Source organism: Streptomyces sp. NPDC057697 (assembly GCF_042799335.1).
In the GTDB taxonomy this organism is placed as follows: domain Bacteria; phylum Actinomycetota; class Actinomycetes; order Streptomycetales; family Streptomycetaceae; genus Streptomyces.
Genome location: NZ_JBHVJA010000009.1, coordinates 205,400 through 224,822, shown reverse-complemented (window position 1 = coordinate 224,822; position 19,423 = coordinate 205,400). Strand labels below are relative to the sequence as shown.

The window sequence follows — 19,423 nt, the reverse complement described above, 5'->3', positions numbered from 1 at the left end:
GGATCGGCTCCGAGTGGTGCCGCCGCACGAAAAACCGGCCTCGCGATGGTGCGCCGCACCGAAGACGGGAGGACGGACGAGGTGGTTCCGGTACCGCGGGTGACGTCCGGGGAAAATGCGGTCGCTCCACGGCCCGGCGGATGGAAGCCTCCGGTCCATGACCGCGCAGCACCACGTACGGGCCGACTACGACGACCGGACGATCGTCGTCTATCAGGCGCAGGCGTACGCACCGGCGGTCGCCGGTCCGGCCTTGCGCGCGAACCGGTTCGTACCGCCCTTCTCGTTCCGCTGGCTCACGCACCGCAGCAACCGGGCACGGAAGCCGGGTCGGGAGCGGATTCTCGCGGTGCGGATCACCCGGGCCGGCTGGGAGGCGGCGCTTGCCTCGGCCGTGCCGACGACGGCCGGGCCGGCCGCTGTCGCAAAGGCTCCGGTACAGGTCCAGTGGGATCCCGAACGCTCGCTACGGGGCGCCGCGCTCAACCACTACAGCATCCAGGTCGGAGTGGGGCGCACGTTCGCCGAGGAGTGGGTCGTCGGCCTCAGCGACCTGACGCCCAGGGTCCAGCGGATCGCGGCGCTCCGGCAGGACGGCCGCTCCGCGCAGGCCCAGCGGCTGCTTCCGCCGGAGCGGATCCATCCGGTGCCCCCGGCCTCAGACGTCGATGCCGAGCGCCTCGGCATCGACGTCTGAGGCCGCTCCTACAGCGGCGGCTCGGCCGCGAGTTCCAGCAGCCCGAGCGCACCGGCGGCGCCCTGCGAGCCGATGGACGCCCCCGGGAAGAGCCGCCCCCAGGAGCGGGCCCGGCCGATCGCGCCGAGCCGCCAGGCCACGCTCAGCGCCCGTCGCAGCTCGGCCGTGGTGCGCCCGTGGCCGGTCCACTGCTCCAGGTAGGCGTCCCGCAGCCGGGGCAGCACCTCGGGGCCGAACCGCTCACGCGCCGCGTGGGCGGGGACGAGGAAGCTGCAGAACGGATGGGTGACGGACGCGTCCCCCCAGTCGAAGAACGTGAAGCGGCCCCGCTCCGGAGCGAAGAGCTGCCCGTCGTGCAGGTCGGCGTGGTCGAGCGTGTCGGCGATGCCCAGGGCCGCGAGCTCCTCGCACCATCCGACGAGCCGGGGCCGCAAGGCGTGCAGTGCCGCGCGGTCGGCGGGCGCCGACACGGTGTTCCCGGCGACGGCCCGGTCGAAGACCTCCGGAAGCGTGACCGTGCGCGCACCGGGGACGCCCAGCCGCTCCATCGCGTCGGCGTACGGCACGAGGGCCCGTTGCACCCCGGCGTACTGCCGCAGCGGCTCCTCCCAGGCCCGCGGGTCGACGGCGGTACGGGCCGCCGTGTCGAGCGCGTCGCGGAAGAGCGTGCCCCCGTCCGGGAGCAGCGACCAGCCCCGGTCCGCGTCGACGGCGAGCGGTGTCAGTACGTATCCGGGCACCCAGCGGGCCAGTGCCGCGGTCAGTCCCGGCTCGAAGGCGGAGGCGGGCGGGTTGGCCTTGAACCACACGGTGTCGCCGCCCTCGACGGAGAACCGCACCAGCACGGACCACGGCCGCAGCCGGACCTGCCGCACCCCGGCCGCGCGCAGCCCGTGGGCGGCGAGACCACGCGCCGCCCATCCGAGGGCGTCCTCCCGCCAGTCCGCCCGTTCCCAGGGCGTCACCACGTCCGGGTACCGCCCCCGGTCCACTGTTGTCCGTATGTCGTCCCGCATCGCGCCATCCCATCACCGTCCCGCTCGGGCCGTCATCCGCTTTTCGGGCGCGGGGCGGACCTTCCGGGCCGTGCCGGGGGCGGCCCGCCGGTGGAAGAGCGGGAGCCCGGCCGGGCTCCGGGCTACCGGCGTTCCAGCAGGCCCCGGACGAAGGCGGCCTGTCCGGCGTGCTGCAAGTCGTCCGAGATGACGCTGATCAGACGCACCCCGAGGCTGACCGGCGGCGACCACGCCTCGTCGACGATGCGGTCCAGGGCGTCGTCGTCGAGTCCGCGCACGAACCGGAGGGTCTGCTCGTGGACCGCGTCGTGGTAGCCGAGCAGCAGGTCCGAGCCCACCCGCACGGAGGCGACGTCCGCGCTGCTCTGTCCGTATCCGGTGGCCTCCTTCGAGAAGGGCAGATCGAAACGGGTGGCCCAGTCCCCGGCGAACCAGACCTGCTCGGCACCGGCCGCGTCCGAGACGTGGTCGTCCTGGACCCGGGTGAGGTGCCAGACGAGCCAGCCGATCGTGTTGGCGTCCTCGTCGGGACGGGCGTGGAGGTCGGCGCGGGAGAGTCCCTCGACCGCCGAGTGCACCGTCTCCCGGACGCGGGTGAACGCGTCGGTCAAAAGGTCAGCACTGTTCATGCCTTCACCATCGCCGCTGCCGGGCTCGTCCCGGGCCATCGACACGCGCCGCGTGCCGCGCACCCCGCCGCGTCCGCCCGCCACGGCCCACGACGGTGCCCCGGCGTCCGCGTAGGGTGGCGGCATGGCTGTCGACGTCCCCGCCGCGTTCGCCGCGGCCTACGGCACGAACGGGGGTGCGTCGGGCCGGGCCTGGCTCGCCGCGCTGCCGGAACTGGCCGCGGACCTCCTGGACCGCTGGTCCCTCCGGCCGGACGGCCCCGCGGCGCACGGCATGGCCTCGCTCGTGCTGCCGGTGGTCCGCGCGGACGGGATGCCGGCGGTGCTGAAGCTCCAGCAGGTCACCGAGGACAACATCGGGGCCGCGCCCGGTCTGCGGCTGTGGGACGGCGACGGGGTGGTGCGGCTGCTCGACCACGATCCGGACACCGGCACCATGCTGCTCGAACGGCTGGACGCGGCGCGGCCGCTGTCGACGGTGTCCGACGACACCGCCGCCGTGCAGATCCTCGCCGAGCTGCTGGCCCGTCTGGTCGCGGTGGCCGCGCCGCCGGGCTTCCGGCGGCTGGCCGACATCGCCGCGGCCATGCTCGACGAGGCGCCGCGCGCCGTACCGCTGTTGCGCGAGCCCGCCGAACGGCGGCTGGTGGACATCTGCGCCGCCGCGGTGGCCGAGCTGCTCGACGAGCCGGGCGACCGCCTGCTGCACTGGGACCTGCACTACGACAACGTCCTCGCCGGGCAGCGTGAACCGTGGCTGGCCATCGACCCCGAACCCCTGGCGGGCGACCCCGGGTTCGAGCTGCTGCCCGCGCTGGACAACCGCTGGGCCGAGGTGGTGGCGAGCGGCGACGTGACACGGACGGTGCTCCGCCGTTTCGACCAGCTGACCGAGGTGCTGGGCCTGGACCGGCGACGGGCGGTGGGCTGGACCCTGGGGCGGGTCCTTCAGAACGCGCTGTGGGACGTCGAGGACGGCAAGTCCGCTCTGGAACCGGCCCAGGTCGCCATCGCCACCGCGCTGCTGAGCCGGCGGGGACGTCACTCCTGACCGCGGCCGGGCCCTCGCGGGAGCGCGCCGGAGGTGTCGCGCCGCGGGGTCAGCCGCGCGACGCGGGCCAGTCGGCGCATCGAGTCGACCAGGGCCGTGCGGTCGTACGTGCTGGTCGTGACGAGCACCTCGTCGGCGCCGGTCAGCGCGATGACCGTTTCGAGTTCCGTGGCGACGTCGTCCTCCGTGCCGTGGAGGTGGCCGTGCAGCCCGTTCTCGTAGAGGCGGCGCTCCTTCTCGGTCATGGTCCGCGCCTCGATCCGTTCGGCGGGGGCGAGCGGCGGGAAGACGCCGTGGGTCCGGGAGTGGGCCAGGGACCACGCTTCCGGCATCAGGATCCTGCGGGCCTCCTCCGCGCTCCCGGCGAGCGCGACGGTGCCCGCCACGACCACGTAGGGCTCCGCCGCCCAGGAGGAGGGGCGGAATGCGCGGCGGTAGCGCTCGACGGCGCTCAGCAGCTTCTCCCGGCCCCGGAGGTCGCCGACCACGAGCGGCAGGCCCGCCGCGGCCGCGATGTCCGCGCCCTCGCCGGTGGCCAGCAGGAACGGGGGTGTCCGCAGCCCCTCGGCGGGCAGGGCGTGGACCCCCGGGTGGGCCCGTTGTGTGCCGTCCAGCCAGCCGAGCAGTTCGCCGAGCTGCCCGGCGAAGTCCTCGACGGCCGACTTGTCCCGGCCGAGCGCACCGCGGATGCCGTCGGTGAAGCCCACCGAGCGGCCGAGACCCATGTCGATGCGGCCGGGGAACAGCGACTCCAGCACACCGAACTGCTCGGCGACCACCAGAGGGCGGTGATTGGGCAGCATCACACCGCCGGTGCCGACCCTGATGGTGGACGTGGCGGCCGCGACGGCCGCGGCCAGCACGGTCGGGGCCGAACCCGCGACGCCCGGCACACCGTGGTGCTCGGACACCCAGAACCGGTGGTAGCCGAGCGCCTCGGCCTCCTCGGCGAGGCGTACGGAGTCGCGCAGCGCCTCGGGGCCGTCGTGACCCTCACGGATGCGGGAACGGTCGAGGACGGAGAACCGGGTGGACGCGATCACTGAACTCACACCGTTGTTCAACGTCCGGGCCCCGACCGCATTCCCCGGCTCCCGGACCGGTACGTGCCGGTCCGGGAGCCGGGGGCGGGAACGGGTCCCGGCGGTCTCACCTCATGGGGTAGATGTCACCGCTCGCCATACCGCTGACCTGCTCGCTCTCCGACTCGATCCGGCGGGCCTTCTCCTTCAGGCGCCGGCGTTCGTCGGGGTCGGCGGCGCGCTCGGCCTCGTCGTTCAGGTCTTTCGCCTTGGCCCGCATCTGCTGTACGCGGCTGCGGAGTTCGTCGGACTCGCTCATGATCCCTCCTCGGGTGTGCGGGAACCGCCCGCCACGGGAACGGGTGGCGTTCCGCCCGGTCCCCGGCCGATGTGTTCAGCGCCGGCACCGGTGCCACGGGCACCTGGAGGCGCCCGCGCGGGCCCGGCGGGCCCCGGAAGCCAGGAAGCCGAGACCGATGCCCAGCATCCAGAAGTCCTTGGCCAGCGGGATGCCGCTCTGGGTGGGCCGGAGGCTTCCGGGTTCCCGCATCCCGGGAACCCGGAGATACAGACCGACCAGACCCGCGGAGAAGCCGGTCAGCGCCAGCCCGGCCGGCCGGGTCGGCACGAAGGGCGCGAGCAGAATTCCGCCGACCGCGATCTCGGACCAGGCGAGCAGCCGGGTGAACCGCTCGGGCTCGATCTTCCTCAGGAACGGGTAGGCGACACAGGCCATGCCGTGCAGGCCCTCGGCCGTCTCCGCGTCGGCTCTCAGCTTGCCCAAGCCGGAGTTCAGGATGAACGCGCCGGTGGCGAGGCGAGGGGGCACATCACGCGGTTCGATCGTCGTCATGGGAGCCTCCGTCCTGTACTGGGCCCCTCGTCGAGCTTAGCCAGTGGGCGCCGATGGCGCTTCACAGGAAGATCCTCCCGGCAGCGGGCCCGGGGCTCGGGCCACCGGGACCACCCCGGACCGGCCCGCTCGGGGCCGGTCCGGGGACCGGACGCGTACGGGTTCCGGCGGGGTCCGCTCAGTCCGTCGTGGGTGAGGCCGCCGGGGCCGCGTCGCCCACCACCGTGACCTGCTGCCCCCGTCCCGTGGTCTGCGAGGTGGTGCTCAGACAGCTCCCGGAGGAGGGATCGGTGACCGTGGGAAGGCTGCCGGTATGGGCCGTGCCGGCCTCGGTGCCGACCGGTTCGCCGTAGGTGACGGTTATCCGCTGGCCGCAGCCCGCCGAGAGGTAGGGCTCGATGAATCCCTGGTCGGCGTTCTTGAACCGGCCGGATGTGGCCGGGAGCCCGAAACTGCCGATGTGCGCCACGGGAGCCCCGGTCGCCGTCTCGACGACGTCGCCGGTCATCAGCTGGGTCGACCCGCTCACCGAGGCCCGTTCGAGCACCAGGGAGTACATGGTCCCCGGTGTGTAGGGGAAACGGACCGCACAGCTCACTCCGGCTCCGCCGTCGGCCCCGTAGGCGCAGTGGTCGTCGGTCGTCGTGGCGTCGGCGTTGAAGGAGCTGAAGACGGCCTGGAGCACGCGGGTCCCGTCGGCGTCGACGGGCTTCGGCTGGAAGCCCGCGTAGGGGCGCGTGCCGCTCTCCAGGGTGGTGTAGTAGGCGAAGTAGATGCCGGAGGCGTCCGGGGCGGAGTCCACGGCCATGGGCAGCGTCAGCGTGGTCACGGGCGTGGGCGCGCCCGTCGTCCAGCGGAGGATCGGCGTCGAGGCCCATGACTGCCCCGCCGCGCCGAGTGCCAGCAGTGCGGTGGCGGCGAGGACCGTGCCCGACCGCGTCAGGCGGCGCAGCCGCCCTCGGCCGGGGGTTCCGGAAGGGGTGCTTGCTGTGCGCATGTCATCTCCTGGTGGGTGGCCCGCCGCGACGGGGGTCACGGACGGTGGTGCGATCAGGAGCTCCCTCCGAACGCACGTGCGGTGCGTTCCGGAAGGGTGCGGACGGGCCCGGATGTTCGGACAGGACCCGTCCGGCAACTCCCGGGGGATCAGCGGAACCGGAGTGCTGCGGGACTGCGCGCCAGCATGTAAGCGATTGCCATGAGCCGCAAGGGGACTTCACATGTTTCTGTCTTTTACTATGGCCAGAACGGTCGATCGCGACAGTAACCGCTAACATCCGTTGGCATTTCGGACGGAGTGGGCGATGCCGGTCGCAACGGCACCGGCTGACCGGGCGTCAGCCCCCGGACCGCAACGGGTCCGTACCGGCGATGTCGACTTCTGTCGACCACGGAGCAACCTGGGACGCGTGAGCGTCGTCTTGATCCACAACAAGGCGGCCCGCCCCAAGCGACAGGCCGCGCCCGACCCCCACGAGCACCCGGGTCCGTCCAGCAGGCAACTATGCACCTCGTGTAGACATGGAGTGCATAGTGGTGGCTTCCCACTCGATCCGGCCGCGCACGAAAGGCCCCCATGCACAGCAAGGCACTGGCGCCCGAGTACCAGGGCGCCCTCACCAAGATGTCGGTGAACTCCTCCCTGACCGACGTACTGGCGGAAGGCGTACGCCACTTGAGGGAGGCCGAACGCTCCGGCACACCGCAGGAAGTGGCCCGGTGCGGGCTCGCCGTCGCCGAGGCACACCGCAGGCTCGGCAACGTGGCGGAGGCCGACCGGGCCTGGAAGGCCAGTTACCGGTCCGCCCGCTCGGCCGATGACCTCGGAGCGATGGCCTGGGCGCTCTGGAGCGGTGGGACGCTGGCCCGGCAGCGCGGCGAACTCAGGCTCGCCTTCCGGCTGCTGGGGCTCGCGGCCGACATGGGCAAGCGCGGCGGGGACGTCGTCGCCCGCGGCTACTCCCTCGCCGGCCTCGCCGAGACCGGGCGAATACAGGGCGACTACCGGACCGTCGCCGCGCTGCACGAGCAGCTGCTCGCCGAGGCACGGGCGCGCGGCGAGGCGCGTCACACCGTGTGGGCCCTGGAGGGAATCGCGCAGATCCACCGCAACACGGGGTCGCTCGACACGGCCCTGGCCATGTTCGAGGAGGCGGCCGAGCTGGCCGGCAACGCTGACGACCGGCGGGGCCGCGCGTGGGCGCTGCGCGGCATGGCCGACATCATCTCCCTGCGGGACGACCCGGAGCGGGCCCTCGCCCTCCTCTCCGAGGCCGAACTCACGTGCCGTGAGATGAAGTTGTCCAGTGCGCTCGCCTACAACCACAAGATGCGCGCCAACGTCCTCTTCCGCGCCCGCCGTTACGAGGAGGCACGCGACGGGTACGAGGGCGCGCTCGCGGAGTTCCGCGCCATGGCCGAACCCCGGGGCGAGGCCCTGGCCCGGCTCGGACTCGTGAAGTCGCTCGCCCGGCTCGGCCGCGACCGGGCGGAGACCGCGGCGGATCTCGACGAGTTGCGCCGCACCCTCGACCGGATCGGTCTGCTCAACGCCCGGGAGATGGTGGAGAAGGCCTACGCCGAACTCGATGTGGCGCCGGTCGACGGCGACACGGCCGAGGAGAGCGGACGCCGATGACACCACCGCCCACGACCCGGCGGGCCGAGGCGCCCGAGGTGCTCGCCCGCTGCCGCGAGCTGGTGCGCCCGGCACTGGCACAGGCCGTGCACCGCCTGCATCCGTGGCACGCGGAGATGGCCGCCTACTCCTTCGGGTGGGGTGCGGCGGACGGCAGCCCCGCCCCGGGCTCCCAGGGCAAGGGCGTCCGCCAGGCCCTCACCCTGCTCGGCGCCGAGGCCGCCGGGGCACCGGCCGAGGACGCGGTGGTCGGCGCGGTCGCCGTGGAGCTGGTCCATGTCTTCTCCCTCCTGCACGACGACATCATGGACGGCGACGAGACCCGCAGACAGCGCGCCACCGTGTGGAAGGCGTACGGGACGGGCCCGGCGATCCTCGCGGGTGACGCGCTCTACGCGCTGGCCGTGCAGACCCTGGCCGAGGCGCCCGCGGGGCACGCCGCCACGGCGGTCCGGCAACTCGCCGGGACGCTCGCCGACCTGGTCCGCGGTCAGGCCGACGACCTGCTCTTCGAGTCCCGGCCGTGGGCGGGGCCCGAGGCGGTCCAGCCGCGCGAGTACCGGTGGATGGCCGAGCACAAGACGGGTGCACTGCTCGGCTGTGCGGCGGGGCTGGGGGCGGTGCTCGCGGGCGCCCCCGCCCCGACCGTCGACGCGCTGGGCCGGGCGGGCCGGCATCTCGGGGTGGCGTTCCAGGCGGTGGACGATCTCCTCGGGATCTGGGGCGATCCCGAGGCCACGGGCAAGCCCGTGCACAGCGATCTGCGCCGCCTGAAGAAGACGTATCCCGTGCTCTCGGCCCTGGCCACGGACCACCCGGCCGCCCGTCGCCTCGCCGCGCTGCTCTGCTCGGGGGATCCGCTGGACGACCGCGGGGCCCGGCTGGCGGCCGACCTCGTCGAGGAGGCGGGTGGGCGCGCCGCCACCCTGGCCGAGGCCCACCGGCAACTGGACAGCGCCCGGCGGAGCCTGGAGAGCGTTCCGCTCGCACCGGCCGCGCTCGGCGAGATCCTCGCCCTGCTGCCCTTCCTCATCGACCGCACCGGCTGACCCGGTTCCGGGCGCCCGCCCGTCCGGGCGCCCGCCCGCCCGTCGGGCCGCCGCGTCGGGGTCCGTCCGTGAACCGCCGGTCGGTGAGCCCGGCGACGGACTCCCGCGCGGCGGCTGGATGGGTTCCGGGGGCAACACTCCGGTGCGGAGGGCCGGACGGGGAGGGCGGAGGGCCGGACGCCTTCCGTGGCCGTCGGAGCGGCGGCCGAGGGAGACGGCGCCTGCTCGCCGGGCGGCCGGGGCTGCCGCCCGGCATACGAAGGGTCCGCTCCGACGAGGGCCCCGAACGGCACCGTCCGGGGCCGGGGAAACCCGTCCGACGGCCCTGACCGCCCACCTGCCCGCGTGCGTGCGCGCTCCCCGACACGTACGCCTCGGGCCCCCTCGCGCCGCCCCCCTCGTACAGCTCGGCCCTCTCCCGTACCGGCGCGCAGAACCCGCCGTGGTACCTCCCGCGCCAGGTCCTGCCGGACGTGCGACGGTGGAGGGACGACCGTGCGCTCCGACAGGCGAGGTGGCGATGCCCGCACAGCCGCTCGACGAGACGACCCTGAAGGCGCTGGTCGCCGACGCGATCGCCGCGCCGTCGATGCACAACGCCCAGCCCTGGCGGTTCCGGTACCGGAGCGCCGACCGCAGCCTCGCGCTCCGGGCGGAGTTCGACCGTGAGATGCCCGAGGCCGATCCCTCCACCCGGGGCCTGCACGTGGGGTGCGGCGCGGCGCTGCTGAATCTGCGGGTGTCCGCGTGTCACCGGGGCCTCGACGCGGTGACCACACTGCTTCCGGTCCCCGCCGATCCCTCCCTCGTGGCGACGGTGCGCCTGGACGAGTGCCGCGGCCGGTCCGCGCCGTCGGCGGATGCGTCCCTGGCCGCGCTCTACCCCGCGATCCGGCGCCGTCACACCAGTCGCTATCCGTTCGACGACCGGGTGATCCCCGACGACGTCCGCGCACTCCTCCACGAGGCGGCCGGCCGCGAGGGCGTCGCATTCGGCTTTCTGCCGCCGGACCGTCTGGAGCGCGTGCTCGCGCTGATCCGGGACGCGGAAGGGCTCGATCTGCGCGACCCGGCGAGGGAGGCGGAGCAGCGCTACTGGACCCGGGACACCAGGGCGGAGGCGCCGGTCGACGGCGTCCCCGACTACGCCTTCGGCCCCACCGACGCGTCGGGCAGGGCGATGAACCGGGATTTCGCGAGCGGGGACGACGTCCCGGGCCGGGGGCACGCCCTGTTCGAGGACCGGCCGCAGCTCGCCCTGCTCCGTACCGTGCGCGACCGCCCGGCGGACTGGCTGTGTGCCGGTCAGGCCCTGGAACGCGTCCTGCTCACCGCCGTGCTGCACGGGCTCGTCTCCTCGTTCGCGACCCAGCCCCTCGAATGGCCGGAGCTCCGGCACCTCATGCGTGGCCCCGCCCTCGGCAAGGGCCACCCGCAGATGATCGTGCGCCTCGGCTACGGGCCCGAGGGGCCGCTGACGCCGCGCCGCCCGGTGACCGAGGTGCTGACGATCGAGCCCTGACGGGCGGACGCGGTGTGGCGACGGCACGACGGCGCGCCGCGTGAAGCCGTGGTCCGGTGACCCTGTCGGAGGGCCGGTCCCCCGGCCCGCCGCCAGGGTCACTTCACCGTGACCGCGTCACCCGTCGAGACCGCCTTCATGGTCGTGTTGGTGCCGAGGAACGCCCGGCGCCAACGGCCCGAAGCGGTGGCCCTTGCCGTCCGTGGTCGCCGTCTTCACCGTGGTGTACCTGCGCCCGGCTTCTGTACCGAAGCTCCACCGCCTGCCAGGTGAACGCGTGGTACTTCAGGTCCGTCCAGTGGGCCCGCGACAGCTTTCCGGTGACGGTGAGCGTGCCGCCCCTGCGTACCGGCTCGGGCGAGGCGTCGGCGGTCAGGGTCACGGCTCGCGCTTCACCCTGGACGAGGCGATGCCGTCCGAGATCCGGTGGTCCCCGTCATGGGCCGCGACAGCGGCGTCGACCGTCCGGTTGAACGCGAACACATCATCGGCCCTCTTCACCCCCGAGTCGTCCCTGATCGTGATGTCGATCCCGAATCGCTCGGCGGCGGGACGGAACAGGGTGACGACCGCAGCGCGGCACGAGGTCGGACGCGGGTGAGCAGATCGGCGATCCGGGCGATCATCCGGCTCTCCTCGCCGTCGCGGGCGGCGGTCGGGTGGTACGCGAGCACGAAGCGGCGCCGCTGGTCACGGGTGGAGAACGCGGCGTTCTTGTAGCCGTACGTCTCGCCGGTCTTGCCCCAGAGGGTCACCCCGTTGACGGTGGCCTGCTGCAGCCCGGAGCTGTACCGGGCCGGGGATCCGTCCAGCATCCGCACGTCGTCCGGGGGCAGGGTGAACAGCAGCCCCGACAGCTCCGGCGGGAGCAGTTCGCCGGAGAACAGCGCGGCAAGCATGCTGTCGAGGTCTTCCGGGGTGGAGATGATGTCGCCCTCGCCACGGGCGGCGGACTGGTCACGGACGGTGATGTCCCGCAGGCCGCCGTCGGCCGTCGCCAGGTATCCGTGCACATGAGGGCCGTGGATGCGCGGGTCGTCGCCGGGCACCACCGTGTGCGCCAGACCCAGCGGGCGCAGTATGCGCGCCTCGACGGCCTCGCCGTACGGGCGACCGGTGACCCCTTCGATGATCAGGGCGGCCAGTACGTAGTTGATGCCCCGGTACTCCTGGCGGGTGCCGGGGGCGAACTTGAGGGGTCCGGAGGTCGCGGTCGCCACCCATTCCCGCGGGGTCCAGTGGTCGAAGCGGTGGCGGAACACCTCCTCCGCGGTGGCCGGTTCGGGGATGCCTACGTGGTCCGGGAAGCCGCTGGTGTGATTCAGCAGGTGCGCCACGGTGACGGGGGTGAAGCGGTCCGGCAGCAGCCCCGGGAGGGCGCGCCGCACCGGTGTGTCCAGCCCGACCCGGCCCTCGGCCACCAGTTGCAGCACCACCGTGGCGACGAAGACCTTGGTGATGCTGCCGAGCCGGACCCTGTCCCGCGCGGTCACCGGCCGCCTCGTCCTGAGGTCGGCCACGCCGGAGGCGCCGTACCAGCGGCCGGCCGTGCCGCCGACCCGTAACCGTGCCGCGGTCGACGGCGGGTGTTCCAGGTCCTCGACCGCCGCCCGCAGGGCCGTGGGATCGAGCGGTGGGAGGTCCGAGGAGGAGGCGGCGGCACGGGATGCGGGCAGCACCGCGGCGGCCGCCGCCGCGGCCGTCCCCGTCAGGGCGAGGCCCGTGAAGGCCCTTCGTGTCATACGCGTCGAGGTCATGCCCCGCACACTGCCGGGCAACAGTCGGCCACGTATCCGGGGCGGACCCGGAGAGATCCCCCGTCGCACCCCGGCCCGTCCCGCACACCGGCACTCCTCCGGCGCCGCCCCGGTGGGCAGCCGCGTTACGGCCGGGGCACCCCTCCGAAGGCGTCCGGACGCGCCCGCCGCCGCGCACTCCGTCCGGCCTCCGCCCGGGGTGCGCGGCGCACCCCGGCTCCACTCCCCGCCTCTACTAATTCGCATTAGTACCTTGACTTCCGCCATCGGCGGGTCCGAAGCTGAGCGCCACCCACCGTGAGCCCGCATGAGTGAGGACGCCATGAGTGAGATCACCCGCAGAGGGTTCGGCCGCATGGCCGGACTGGCAGTGCTGACCGCAGGATTCACCGCCGGTACGGGAGCCGTGGGCGAAGCCGCCGCCGTCGCCGCCACGGCCCAGGAACCGTTCGAACCGCGTCACCTCAGCTCGTTCGACCAGCGGCGCTACTTCACCTATCCCACTCACAACGGTTTCGTCGACGCCGACCACATCGTCCTCGGCCAGCGGGAGACCGGAGCCACGAGCCTGTGGGAGGTGGATCTGCGTTCCGGCGCGGAGCGGTTCCTGGCCCGGTTCGCCACCCCGGCGGACGACCGGAATCCGTTCGTCTGGTGGAACATCCACTCCGGACGCCTCGTCACCTGCGCGGAGAACGCGATATGGCTGATCGACCTGGCCGCGCCCGCGCACGCGCCCGTCAAGCTCTACTCACCGCCGCCGGGCCGCGCGCTCAGTGTCGTGGTCAATCTGCATCCGGCGGGCGACCGGGTTCTGTGCAGCCACTATCCGGCACCGATCACCGCCGGCCCGACCACGGCGGTGGAGATCGAGCTGACGGGCGGCCGGGTCCGGGAGGTCTTCTCCGGGAGCGTGTTCGCCACCCATTTCCAGTACAGCGCCCACGATCCCGACTGGATCGGCTACGCGCTCGGCGGCAACGTCCGCACCTGGGCACTGCACCCGGTCCACGCACCGCACGGCAGGATGATCTGGGACCAGGCCGCTTCGGGCGTGCCGGTCGGGACCCACGACGTGTGGAAGTCCGGCGCCGACACCGGCTGTCTCGTCGTGGCCATCGGCGGCAGCGCGTCGGGGCTGTGGATGGTCCACCCGGACGACCGGCCGGACCGGCTGCTGGCACCGGGCCCCTCGGGCACGAACGGCGCGTACAACCACTGCGACATCTCCGCCGACGGCCGCTGGGCCGTGACCGACACCAACGGCCGCAACGGCTCGGGGCGCGGCCAGGTGGGTTCGGTGGCCCTGGTGGACCTGACGGGTGTCCACCCGCCGCGCACACTCGGTCCGGCGGGCTGGGGATCCGCCCACCCCGGCCACCCGCACCCCGCCTTCTCGCCCGATGGCCGCATGGTCGCCTACACCGACACGGAGGCCGCCACCGACCGCACCCGCGTGGTGCTCTGCGAATCGGGCGGCAGTTGGACGCCACGGCCCCTGGACTGGTTCGCGGAGGCGGAACAGCTCACGTCCACCGCGTCGGGCGGCCGCGCCGAGATCTTCGACGACGCCCAATGCGGCGCCGGACGCGGCCTGTTGTTCACTCCGGGCGCCACGGGCGATGCGCTGACCGTCGAGTTCCCGCAGCCGGGGCCCGGTCTGCGCACCCTGCGGTTGAGGGTGAAGCGGCACTACTCCCGGGGCATCTACCGGCTGTCGGTCAACGGCACCACGGTCGGCGAACCGCTCGACCTCTACAGCCCGTTGGCGACCTACACCGAGCCGGAGTTCTCCCAGGTGCCGCTGCGAGCGGGGACCAACACGCTCCGCCTGACCCACCTCGGTCAACGCGCCGAAAGCACCGCCGTCCCGGGGACGTGTGCCGTCGACCGCATCGGCGTGCGGCGCCCCGACTAGCCACCGCCCGGCGGCGGCGGAGCGCCTGCCGTTTCTCGTGGGCATTCCGGGCTCCTCTGCCTCCAGCCGCCGCCCGGAGATCCGGACGAACCTGCTGCCGAAAGTGAGGAATGCCACACCCGTACATGGCCCTTTGCATCCGCTAGGGTCGGCTCAGACCCGCCCTGAGCTGGGATTTTGCGTCGGCCACAGCAATGTGGTCGGCGCGGGTCTGGCCTTTCCTGGAGATTGCATGACCGATCCAGCATTTCGCTCCGCAGGTCAGCTCGCTGCCGCAGTCGCGGCGAAGGAAGTGTCGAGCGTCGAGTTGCTCGACCACTACCTCGCCCGGGTGGAACGGCTCGATCCGAAGGTGAACGCCATCGTCGCCCGGGACGAGGAGGGCGCGAGAGCCGCGGCAGTGGCGGCCGACCGCGCGGTCTCCCGTGGCGAGCCGCTCGGCCGCCTGCACGGCGTCCCGATGACGATCAAGGACAGCCTTGAGGTCGCGGGCATGCGGACCACCGGGGGCTCGGCCCGCTGGGGGGAACATGTCTCGACGAGCGACGCCGAGTCGGTCGCGCGGCTCAAGAACGCGGGGGCGGTCGTCTTCGGCAAGTCCAACATGCCGCCCGACGCCCGGGACTGGCAGACCCACAACGAGGTCTACGGGACCACGAACAATCCGTGGGACCCGACCCGCGGACCCGGCGGTTCGTCCGGCGGGTCCGCCGCGGCGGTCGCCGCGGGGCTGACCGGTCTGGAACTCGGCGGCGACACGGCCGGATCGATCCGGGTGCCCGCCCACTTCTGCGGGGTCTACGGGCTGCGCCCGTCGTTCGGGATCGTGCCGAGGTACGGGAGCGTCTCGGGACATGCTCCCGGGACGCTGGCGGATTTCGACATGGCGGTCCTCGGCCCGCTCGGCAGGCACGCCGACGACCTCGACCTGGGTCTCGACGTCCTCGCGGGGGCGGACCACGACCGCGCCGCCGGGTGGCGGTTGGAGCTGCCCGCCGCCAGGCCGAGCGCCCTGCGGGACTTTCGCGTCGCGGCCTGGGTCGACGACCCGTTCTGCCCGGTCGACGGCGAACTGGCCGCGATCATGCGGGCGACGCTGGAGGCGGTGCGGGCCGAGGGCGCCGTCGTGGTCGAGGGCCGGGGTCCTGTCGGTCTCGAAGAGACGATGGCCCTCTATCAGCCGTTGCTGATGGCACAGAGCGGGCTGGTCGAGCCGGACGAGTCGTATGCCGCGCTCGTGGAGCTCGCCACGGCGGAAGGGGCCGCCGGCGGGTTCGCGTCGGATCTGACGCTCCGGTTCCGTGACTGGCACGACCTGGACGAACGTCGGCAACACTCCCGCCGGCGCTGGGCCGCGTTCTTCCGCGAAGTCGACGTGCTCATCTGCCCGGTGAGCCCCACGGCCGCCTTCCCCCACGACCACCGGCCCGACCCCGGCTGGTCGGTCCGGACCCTGCGGGTCGACGGCGCCGACCGGCCGTACCACGAGATGCTCACGTGGATGGCGCCGTCGTCGGTCAACCATCTGCCCGCGGCGGTGGCACCTGTCGGGGCGACCCGGGACGGGCTTCCGGTCGGCATCCAGGTGATCGCGCCCTACCTGCACGACCGCACCGCGGTCCGGTTCGTGCGGTGCCTCGCGGAGGTGATCGGTGGGTTCCGCCGTCCGCCGGGATTCTGAGAGCCGCCCCCGCGCTGCCGGTCCGTGGCGTGGCGGCGGGCGCCTCGGCCGCCGCCTTCTCGCCGTGCGCGGAGCGCTTCCCTGGCCGAGGGTGCCTGTGGGCAGGCCGAGTTGGCCATGGCCGACCCCGTCACGGGGTGGCGGGGTCGCGGGGTCGCGGGATGCCCCGCCAGTCCCGTCGACGGGGGAAACGCGGTCCGCGGTCCGTGAGGGGACGGCCCGAGCTGCTGCCCCTCGCACCGGGGCCCGCGCCACCCCCGGGACGCTGTTGGCCTGTTCGGTCCCGCGCGTGACGTCGGCCTTCAAGACCTGGTCGTGGTCTTGAAGGCCGACAACGGGGAGAGCGACGGCACCTCCGATGTCGGCGCGAGGTCCGCATCACCGACAAGCAGGGTCCGCGTCACCGACAAGCACAGGTGTACCCGCGACGATGCGGGAGGCGCGGGGGCTCGGGCATCAGGGGGAACGCCGCGTCCCTCCTCCCGTCACAGGCCCATGTCGCGGTGGGTGGTGCGGCCGTCGACCACGGTGAGCAGGACGGGCAGGCCCGCCAGGTCGGTCGCGGGCGTGGTGAGCGGGTTCTCCGCGAACACGGTGAGGTCCGCGCGGTGGCCGATGGCCAGGCGTCCCGCCTGCTGCTCCTCGCCCGCCGCGAACGCGGGGTTGAGGGTCATGGCCTGGAGCGCCTCACGTGCGGTGAGCGCCTGGCCGGGGCCGTGCGGGGGCTGGGTGAGGTCGCGGGTGGGGCGGCGGTGACGGGCTCCGGCCATCACCGTGAGCGGAGGGTAGGGGGCGACCGGCCAGTCGGAACCGAGGACGACGGTGGCGCCCGAGTCCCACAGGTCGCGACAGCGCCAGGCGCGCGCGGCGCGCTCCTCGCCGAGCCGCCGGGACCAGTTGTCGGTGTGGTCGGCGCGGGTGAAGTCGCAGCAGTGCGTGGGCTGCATGGACGCGATGACACCGAGTTCGCCGAAGCGGCGCAGGGTGTCGTCGGGGACGGTTTCGATGTGCTCGACCCGGTGGCGGACTCCTCGGTGCCCCGCACGCGTCGCCTTCTCCACGGCGTCGAGTACATGGCGTACGGCGGCGTCGCCGATGGCGTGGGTGGCCGTGGGGACTCCGGCACGGTGGAGCTCGGCGACGACCCCGGTGAAGGACGCGGGGTCGGGCCAGAAGGCGTGGGTGGATTCGCCGTGGCAGTCCGGCCGTTCCAGCCAGGCGGTGCCGTTGTCGATGGTGCCGTCCATGAAGAGCTTGACGCCTGCCACCTGCCAGAGCCGGCCGCCGGTGCCCTGCTGTTGGATGAGCTCGGCCACGGCCGCGCCGTCCGCGCCGGGCCGGCACCAGGGAGCGACCCTCAGGCGCAGCGGCAGGTCGCCCGCCTCGTCGAGCTCGGCGTACAGCGACAGGCTCTCGCCGTTGGCGTCCATGGCATGACCGCCGGTCAGCCCGGCGGCGGCCAGCTCGCGCAGCGCCGAGACGAGACCGGCGCGGCGCTCGGCGGGGTCGATCCGCGGGGCCGCCCGAGCGACCAGTTCGCAGGCGGCGTCCTCCAGCAGGAGGCCGGTGGGGCGGCCCGCGGCGTCGCAGACGATCTCGGCGTGCTCCTCGAACCGGCGGGGCCCGTCGACACCGGCGAGCTCCAGCGCACGGGGACTGGCGAGCATGGAGTGGGCGTCGAAGAGCAGCAGGAGGGCGGGGACGTCGTCCAGGACCGGTCCGAGGGCGGCGGACGTGACGGGTCCGTCGCCGAAGACGTTCGGGTCCAGGCCCCAGCCGTGCAGCCAGGCGCCGGGGGCGAGGGACCGGGCCTCCCGCGCCAGGGCGTGGCGCACCTCGTCGAGGGTGGTGCACCCGGACAGGTCCAGCCCCCGGGCGAGCTCGGCGCCCATGACGGGGTGGATGTGGCCGTCGACGAGCCCCGGGGTCACCACGGCGCCCTTCAGGTCGATCACCGTGGTCGCGGGACCGGCGAGGGCGCGGATGCGCCGGTCGTCGTCGAGTGCGGAGATCCGTCCCCCGGACACGGCCAGGGCGGTCTGCGGGAGCAGCTCCCCGGTGACGACGTCGAGGAGACGGGCGGAGAGCAGGACGAGGCCGGGGTGCACGGGCGTACTCCTTGGGACGGGTCGGTGGGTGATACGGAGCGCGGCGGTCCGGCCAGGTACGGCCGAGGTGCGGAGGCCGCCGCCCGCGGGGTCACGGTTCGACCGGCGCGGCCGCTCCTGCCATCGGCCGGTCCGGTGGCGGTCCGGCCACGCGGGACGGGCTCCCGCCGGCTCAGCTGCCGGGCGTCGGCCGATGCCCGGCAGCGGGCGTCTTGAGGCGTGACCGTTGAACCTTTGACGTCATGAAAGGGATATTATTGAGTGTGCGACCAATAGGCAAGGGGGGAAAGCCCCGACACGGGACCGTACCCGGCTTCCACCGCCCCGGTCCCCCGGACGGCCCGGCCCCCCGGACGGCCCGGCCCGTCGGCCGTACGGAAGCGATACGCTCGACGTGTAGGCGCATCCCGACCACGGAGGCGGCCATGAGGGAGAACATCGAGTACTCGACTCCGTCGCAGGCCGAGGGCGAGAGGCTGGACGAGGACAGGGATCCGGCCGAGGAGCGGCACCCCGCCACCCGGCGCAGCCAGCCGTCCCAGGCCGAGGGCGAACGCCGCGCGGAGGACGAGGAAGGCTGACCACGGGGGCAACCGCACCAAGACCCCGGAGCACCCCCGGCCGGTGACCGCGCCGCTCGCGTCACGGCCGGCCGCCCATACCGCGCTTCCCGTCGCGCACCCCTCCCCCGCTCAGGCGTCCCCGGCGCGCGGGTCCCGGCTCTCGTCGGGCAGGCGCGGCACCTGCCCCGCGAGGGCCAGGTCGACGAGCTGGCGGACGGTGTCCTGGTGCACGGGCGCGGGGCGGAAGGAACGCCGGTAGACGAAGTACCCGTTCCACAGGTCGAGCAGTGCGTCGGCGTCGATGTCGGCGGGCAGGTCCCTCCGGGCGATGCCGCGCTGCACGACGGCTCGGGCCTGGTCCCGGCGTCGTTGCACGACGTCGAGGAAGGACTGCATGACACCCGCCTCCTCGGCTGCGGCCTCGACGAGGCACAGCCGGGTGAAGGTGTCGCGGGCGCGGGTGAGTTCGTCGATGTACCCGAAGAGCACGAGCAGTTCGGCGCGGGTGTCGCCGAGGTCGGGGATGGTGCGCACCTCGGCACGGGCGACGAGCACTTCCGCGGTCACCGCGGCCTTGTGCGGCCACCACCGGTAGAGCGTCTTCTTGGAGACCTTCGCGCGCACCGCGATCTCGTCCATGGTCATGCCGAGGTAGCCGCTCTCGGCGAGCAGTTCCTCGGCCGCGCCGACGACCCGGTCCCGGACGTCCTCGCTGCGGGGCCGGCCGACCGGCCGTTGGGTGCTCTTCGCCATGACCTCCTATTTCGGGGCACGCGGCGCCCCGCGTCAATGGGAAACGGGAAGTTTCTGACTGAAGCGGGCCGCCCGCGATGCCACCGGGCGCCGAGGGGTGCGCCGTAGCCCTGGACACCTCCGCCCATGAGCGAGTAGACAGGGGGGCGACTTAGGAAACGAATAG

Annotated in this window: 18 protein-coding genes; 8 read left to right on the top strand and 10 right to left on the bottom strand. The window is 73.5% G+C overall.

Features of this window, described 5'->3' with window-relative positions:
* Positions 1-157 precede the first annotated feature (157 nt).
* Complete coding sequence (locus tag ACFVFH_RS23475; RefSeq protein WP_383771927.1) at positions 158-697, top strand: DUF4291 family protein; 540 nt, start codon at positions 158-160, stop codon at positions 695-697.
* 8 nt (positions 698-705) lie between these two features.
* On the opposite strand, the gene ACFVFH_RS23470 is transcribed toward ACFVFH_RS23475, so the two are convergent.
* Both ACFVFH_RS23470 and ACFVFH_RS23465 read right to left on the bottom strand, forming a co-directional pair.
* Positions 706-1,713: an aminoglycoside phosphotransferase family protein gene (locus ACFVFH_RS23470; protein WP_383771925.1), complete on the bottom strand. Its 1,008-nt coding sequence runs from the start codon at positions 1,711-1,713 to the stop codon at positions 706-708.
* Positions 1,714-1,835: 122 nt separating this feature from the next.
* On the bottom strand, positions 1,836-2,342 hold the full coding sequence (locus ACFVFH_RS23465) for a DUF664 domain-containing protein (RefSeq protein WP_383771923.1): 507 nt from the start codon (positions 2,340-2,342) through the stop codon (positions 1,836-1,838).
* Between the two features lie 124 nt (positions 2,343-2,466).
* Here ACFVFH_RS23465 and ACFVFH_RS23460 point away from each other — a divergent pair, with 124 nt between their 5' ends.
* The gene (locus ACFVFH_RS23460) at positions 2,467-3,393 is read left to right on the top strand and encodes an aminoglycoside phosphotransferase family protein (RefSeq protein ID WP_383771921.1); all 927 of its coding nucleotides are present in this window, start codon (positions 2,467-2,469) and stop codon (positions 3,391-3,393) included.
* Here the strand turns inward: ACFVFH_RS23460 and ACFVFH_RS23455 are convergent.
* The 4 genes from ACFVFH_RS23455 to ACFVFH_RS23440 all read right to left on the bottom strand — a co-directional run bounded on the left by ACFVFH_RS23455 (position 3,384) and on the right by ACFVFH_RS23440 (position 6,265).
* Positions 3,384-4,436: an MsnO8 family LLM class oxidoreductase gene (locus tag ACFVFH_RS23455; RefSeq protein ID WP_383772116.1), complete on the bottom strand. Its 1,053-nt coding sequence runs from the start codon at positions 4,434-4,436 to the stop codon at positions 3,384-3,386. The two genes, ACFVFH_RS23460 and ACFVFH_RS23455, sit on opposite strands and share 10 nt — an antisense overlap.
* A gap of 106 nt (positions 4,437-4,542) precedes the next feature.
* A complete protein-coding gene (locus ACFVFH_RS23450) occupies positions 4,543-4,734 on the bottom strand; it encodes a DUF6381 family protein (protein WP_383771920.1) in 192 nt (63 codons plus the stop codon).
* A gap of 75 nt (positions 4,735-4,809) precedes the next feature.
* Positions 4,810-5,268, bottom strand: coding sequence for a hypothetical protein (locus tag ACFVFH_RS23445; RefSeq protein WP_383771918.1), 459 nt, complete (start codon positions 5,266-5,268; stop codon positions 4,810-4,812).
* Positions 5,269-5,446: 178 nt separating this feature from the next.
* Positions 5,447-6,265 (bottom strand): hypothetical protein, encoded by an 819-nt coding sequence (locus ACFVFH_RS23440; protein ID WP_383771916.1) that lies wholly within the window; start codon positions 6,263-6,265, stop codon positions 5,447-5,449.
* A 579-nt stretch (positions 6,266-6,844) separates the two neighbouring features.
* Here ACFVFH_RS23440 and ACFVFH_RS23435 point away from each other — a divergent pair.
* The 3 genes from ACFVFH_RS23435 to ACFVFH_RS23425 all read left to right on the top strand — a co-directional run bounded on the left by ACFVFH_RS23435 (position 6,845) and on the right by ACFVFH_RS23425 (position 10,477).
* Positions 6,845-7,906 (top strand): tetratricopeptide repeat protein, encoded by a 1,062-nt coding sequence (locus ACFVFH_RS23435; RefSeq protein WP_383771914.1) that lies wholly within the window; start codon positions 6,845-6,847, stop codon positions 7,904-7,906.
* Entirely contained in the window at positions 7,903-8,955 is a 1,053-nt protein-coding gene (locus tag ACFVFH_RS23430) for a polyprenyl synthetase family protein (RefSeq protein ID WP_383771912.1), read from the top strand. The genes ACFVFH_RS23435 and ACFVFH_RS23430 overlap by 4 nt, the downstream gene beginning before the upstream one ends.
* A 520-nt stretch (positions 8,956-9,475) precedes the next feature.
* Positions 9,476-10,477: an Acg family FMN-binding oxidoreductase gene (locus tag ACFVFH_RS23425; protein ID WP_383771910.1), complete on the top strand. Its 1,002-nt coding sequence runs from the start codon at positions 9,476-9,478 to the stop codon at positions 10,475-10,477.
* A 378-nt stretch (positions 10,478-10,855) separates the two neighbouring features.
* Here the strand turns inward: ACFVFH_RS23425 and ACFVFH_RS23420 are convergent, their stop codons facing one another.
* Together ACFVFH_RS23420 and ACFVFH_RS23415 are read right to left on the bottom strand one after the other, a co-directional pair.
* Positions 10,856-10,978 carry a hypothetical protein gene (locus tag ACFVFH_RS23420; RefSeq protein WP_383771908.1) on the bottom strand — a complete coding sequence of 41 codons (123 nt, stop codon included), beginning with the start codon at positions 10,976-10,978 and terminating at the stop codon, positions 10,856-10,858.
* The gene (locus tag ACFVFH_RS23415; protein WP_383771906.1) at positions 10,975-12,234 is read right to left on the bottom strand and encodes a serine hydrolase domain-containing protein; all 1,260 of its coding nucleotides are present in this window, start codon (positions 12,232-12,234) and stop codon (positions 10,975-10,977) included. The genes ACFVFH_RS23420 and ACFVFH_RS23415 overlap by 4 nt, the downstream gene beginning before the upstream one ends.
* A gap of 322 nt (positions 12,235-12,556) precedes the next feature.
* Between ACFVFH_RS23415 and ACFVFH_RS23410 the strand changes: the two genes are divergently transcribed.
* Both ACFVFH_RS23410 and ACFVFH_RS23405 read left to right on the top strand, forming a co-directional pair.
* A complete protein-coding gene (locus tag ACFVFH_RS23410) occupies positions 12,557-14,152 on the top strand; it encodes a hypothetical protein (RefSeq protein WP_383771904.1) in 1,596 nt (531 codons plus the stop codon).
* 232 nt (positions 14,153-14,384) lie between these two features.
* A complete protein-coding gene (locus tag ACFVFH_RS23405; protein WP_383771902.1) occupies positions 14,385-15,833 on the top strand; it encodes an amidase in 1,449 nt (482 codons plus the stop codon).
* A 485-nt stretch (positions 15,834-16,318) separates the two neighbouring features.
* On the opposite strand, the gene ACFVFH_RS23400 is transcribed toward ACFVFH_RS23405, so the two are convergent.
* Positions 16,319-17,941, bottom strand: coding sequence for an amidohydrolase (locus tag ACFVFH_RS23400; RefSeq protein ID WP_383771900.1), 1,623 nt, complete (start codon positions 17,939-17,941; stop codon positions 16,319-16,321).
* A gap of 425 nt (positions 17,942-18,366) precedes the next feature.
* Between ACFVFH_RS23400 and ACFVFH_RS23395 the strand changes: the two genes are divergently transcribed.
* Entirely contained in the window at positions 18,367-18,522 is a 156-nt protein-coding gene (locus ACFVFH_RS23395; RefSeq protein WP_383771898.1) for a hypothetical protein, read from the top strand.
* A gap of 111 nt (positions 18,523-18,633) precedes the next feature.
* Here ACFVFH_RS23395 and ACFVFH_RS23390 read toward each other — a convergent pair whose 3' ends face one another.
* Entirely contained in the window at positions 18,634-19,257 is a 624-nt protein-coding gene (locus ACFVFH_RS23390) for a TetR/AcrR family transcriptional regulator (protein ID WP_383771895.1), read from the bottom strand.
* Positions 19,258-19,423 lie beyond the last annotated feature (166 nt).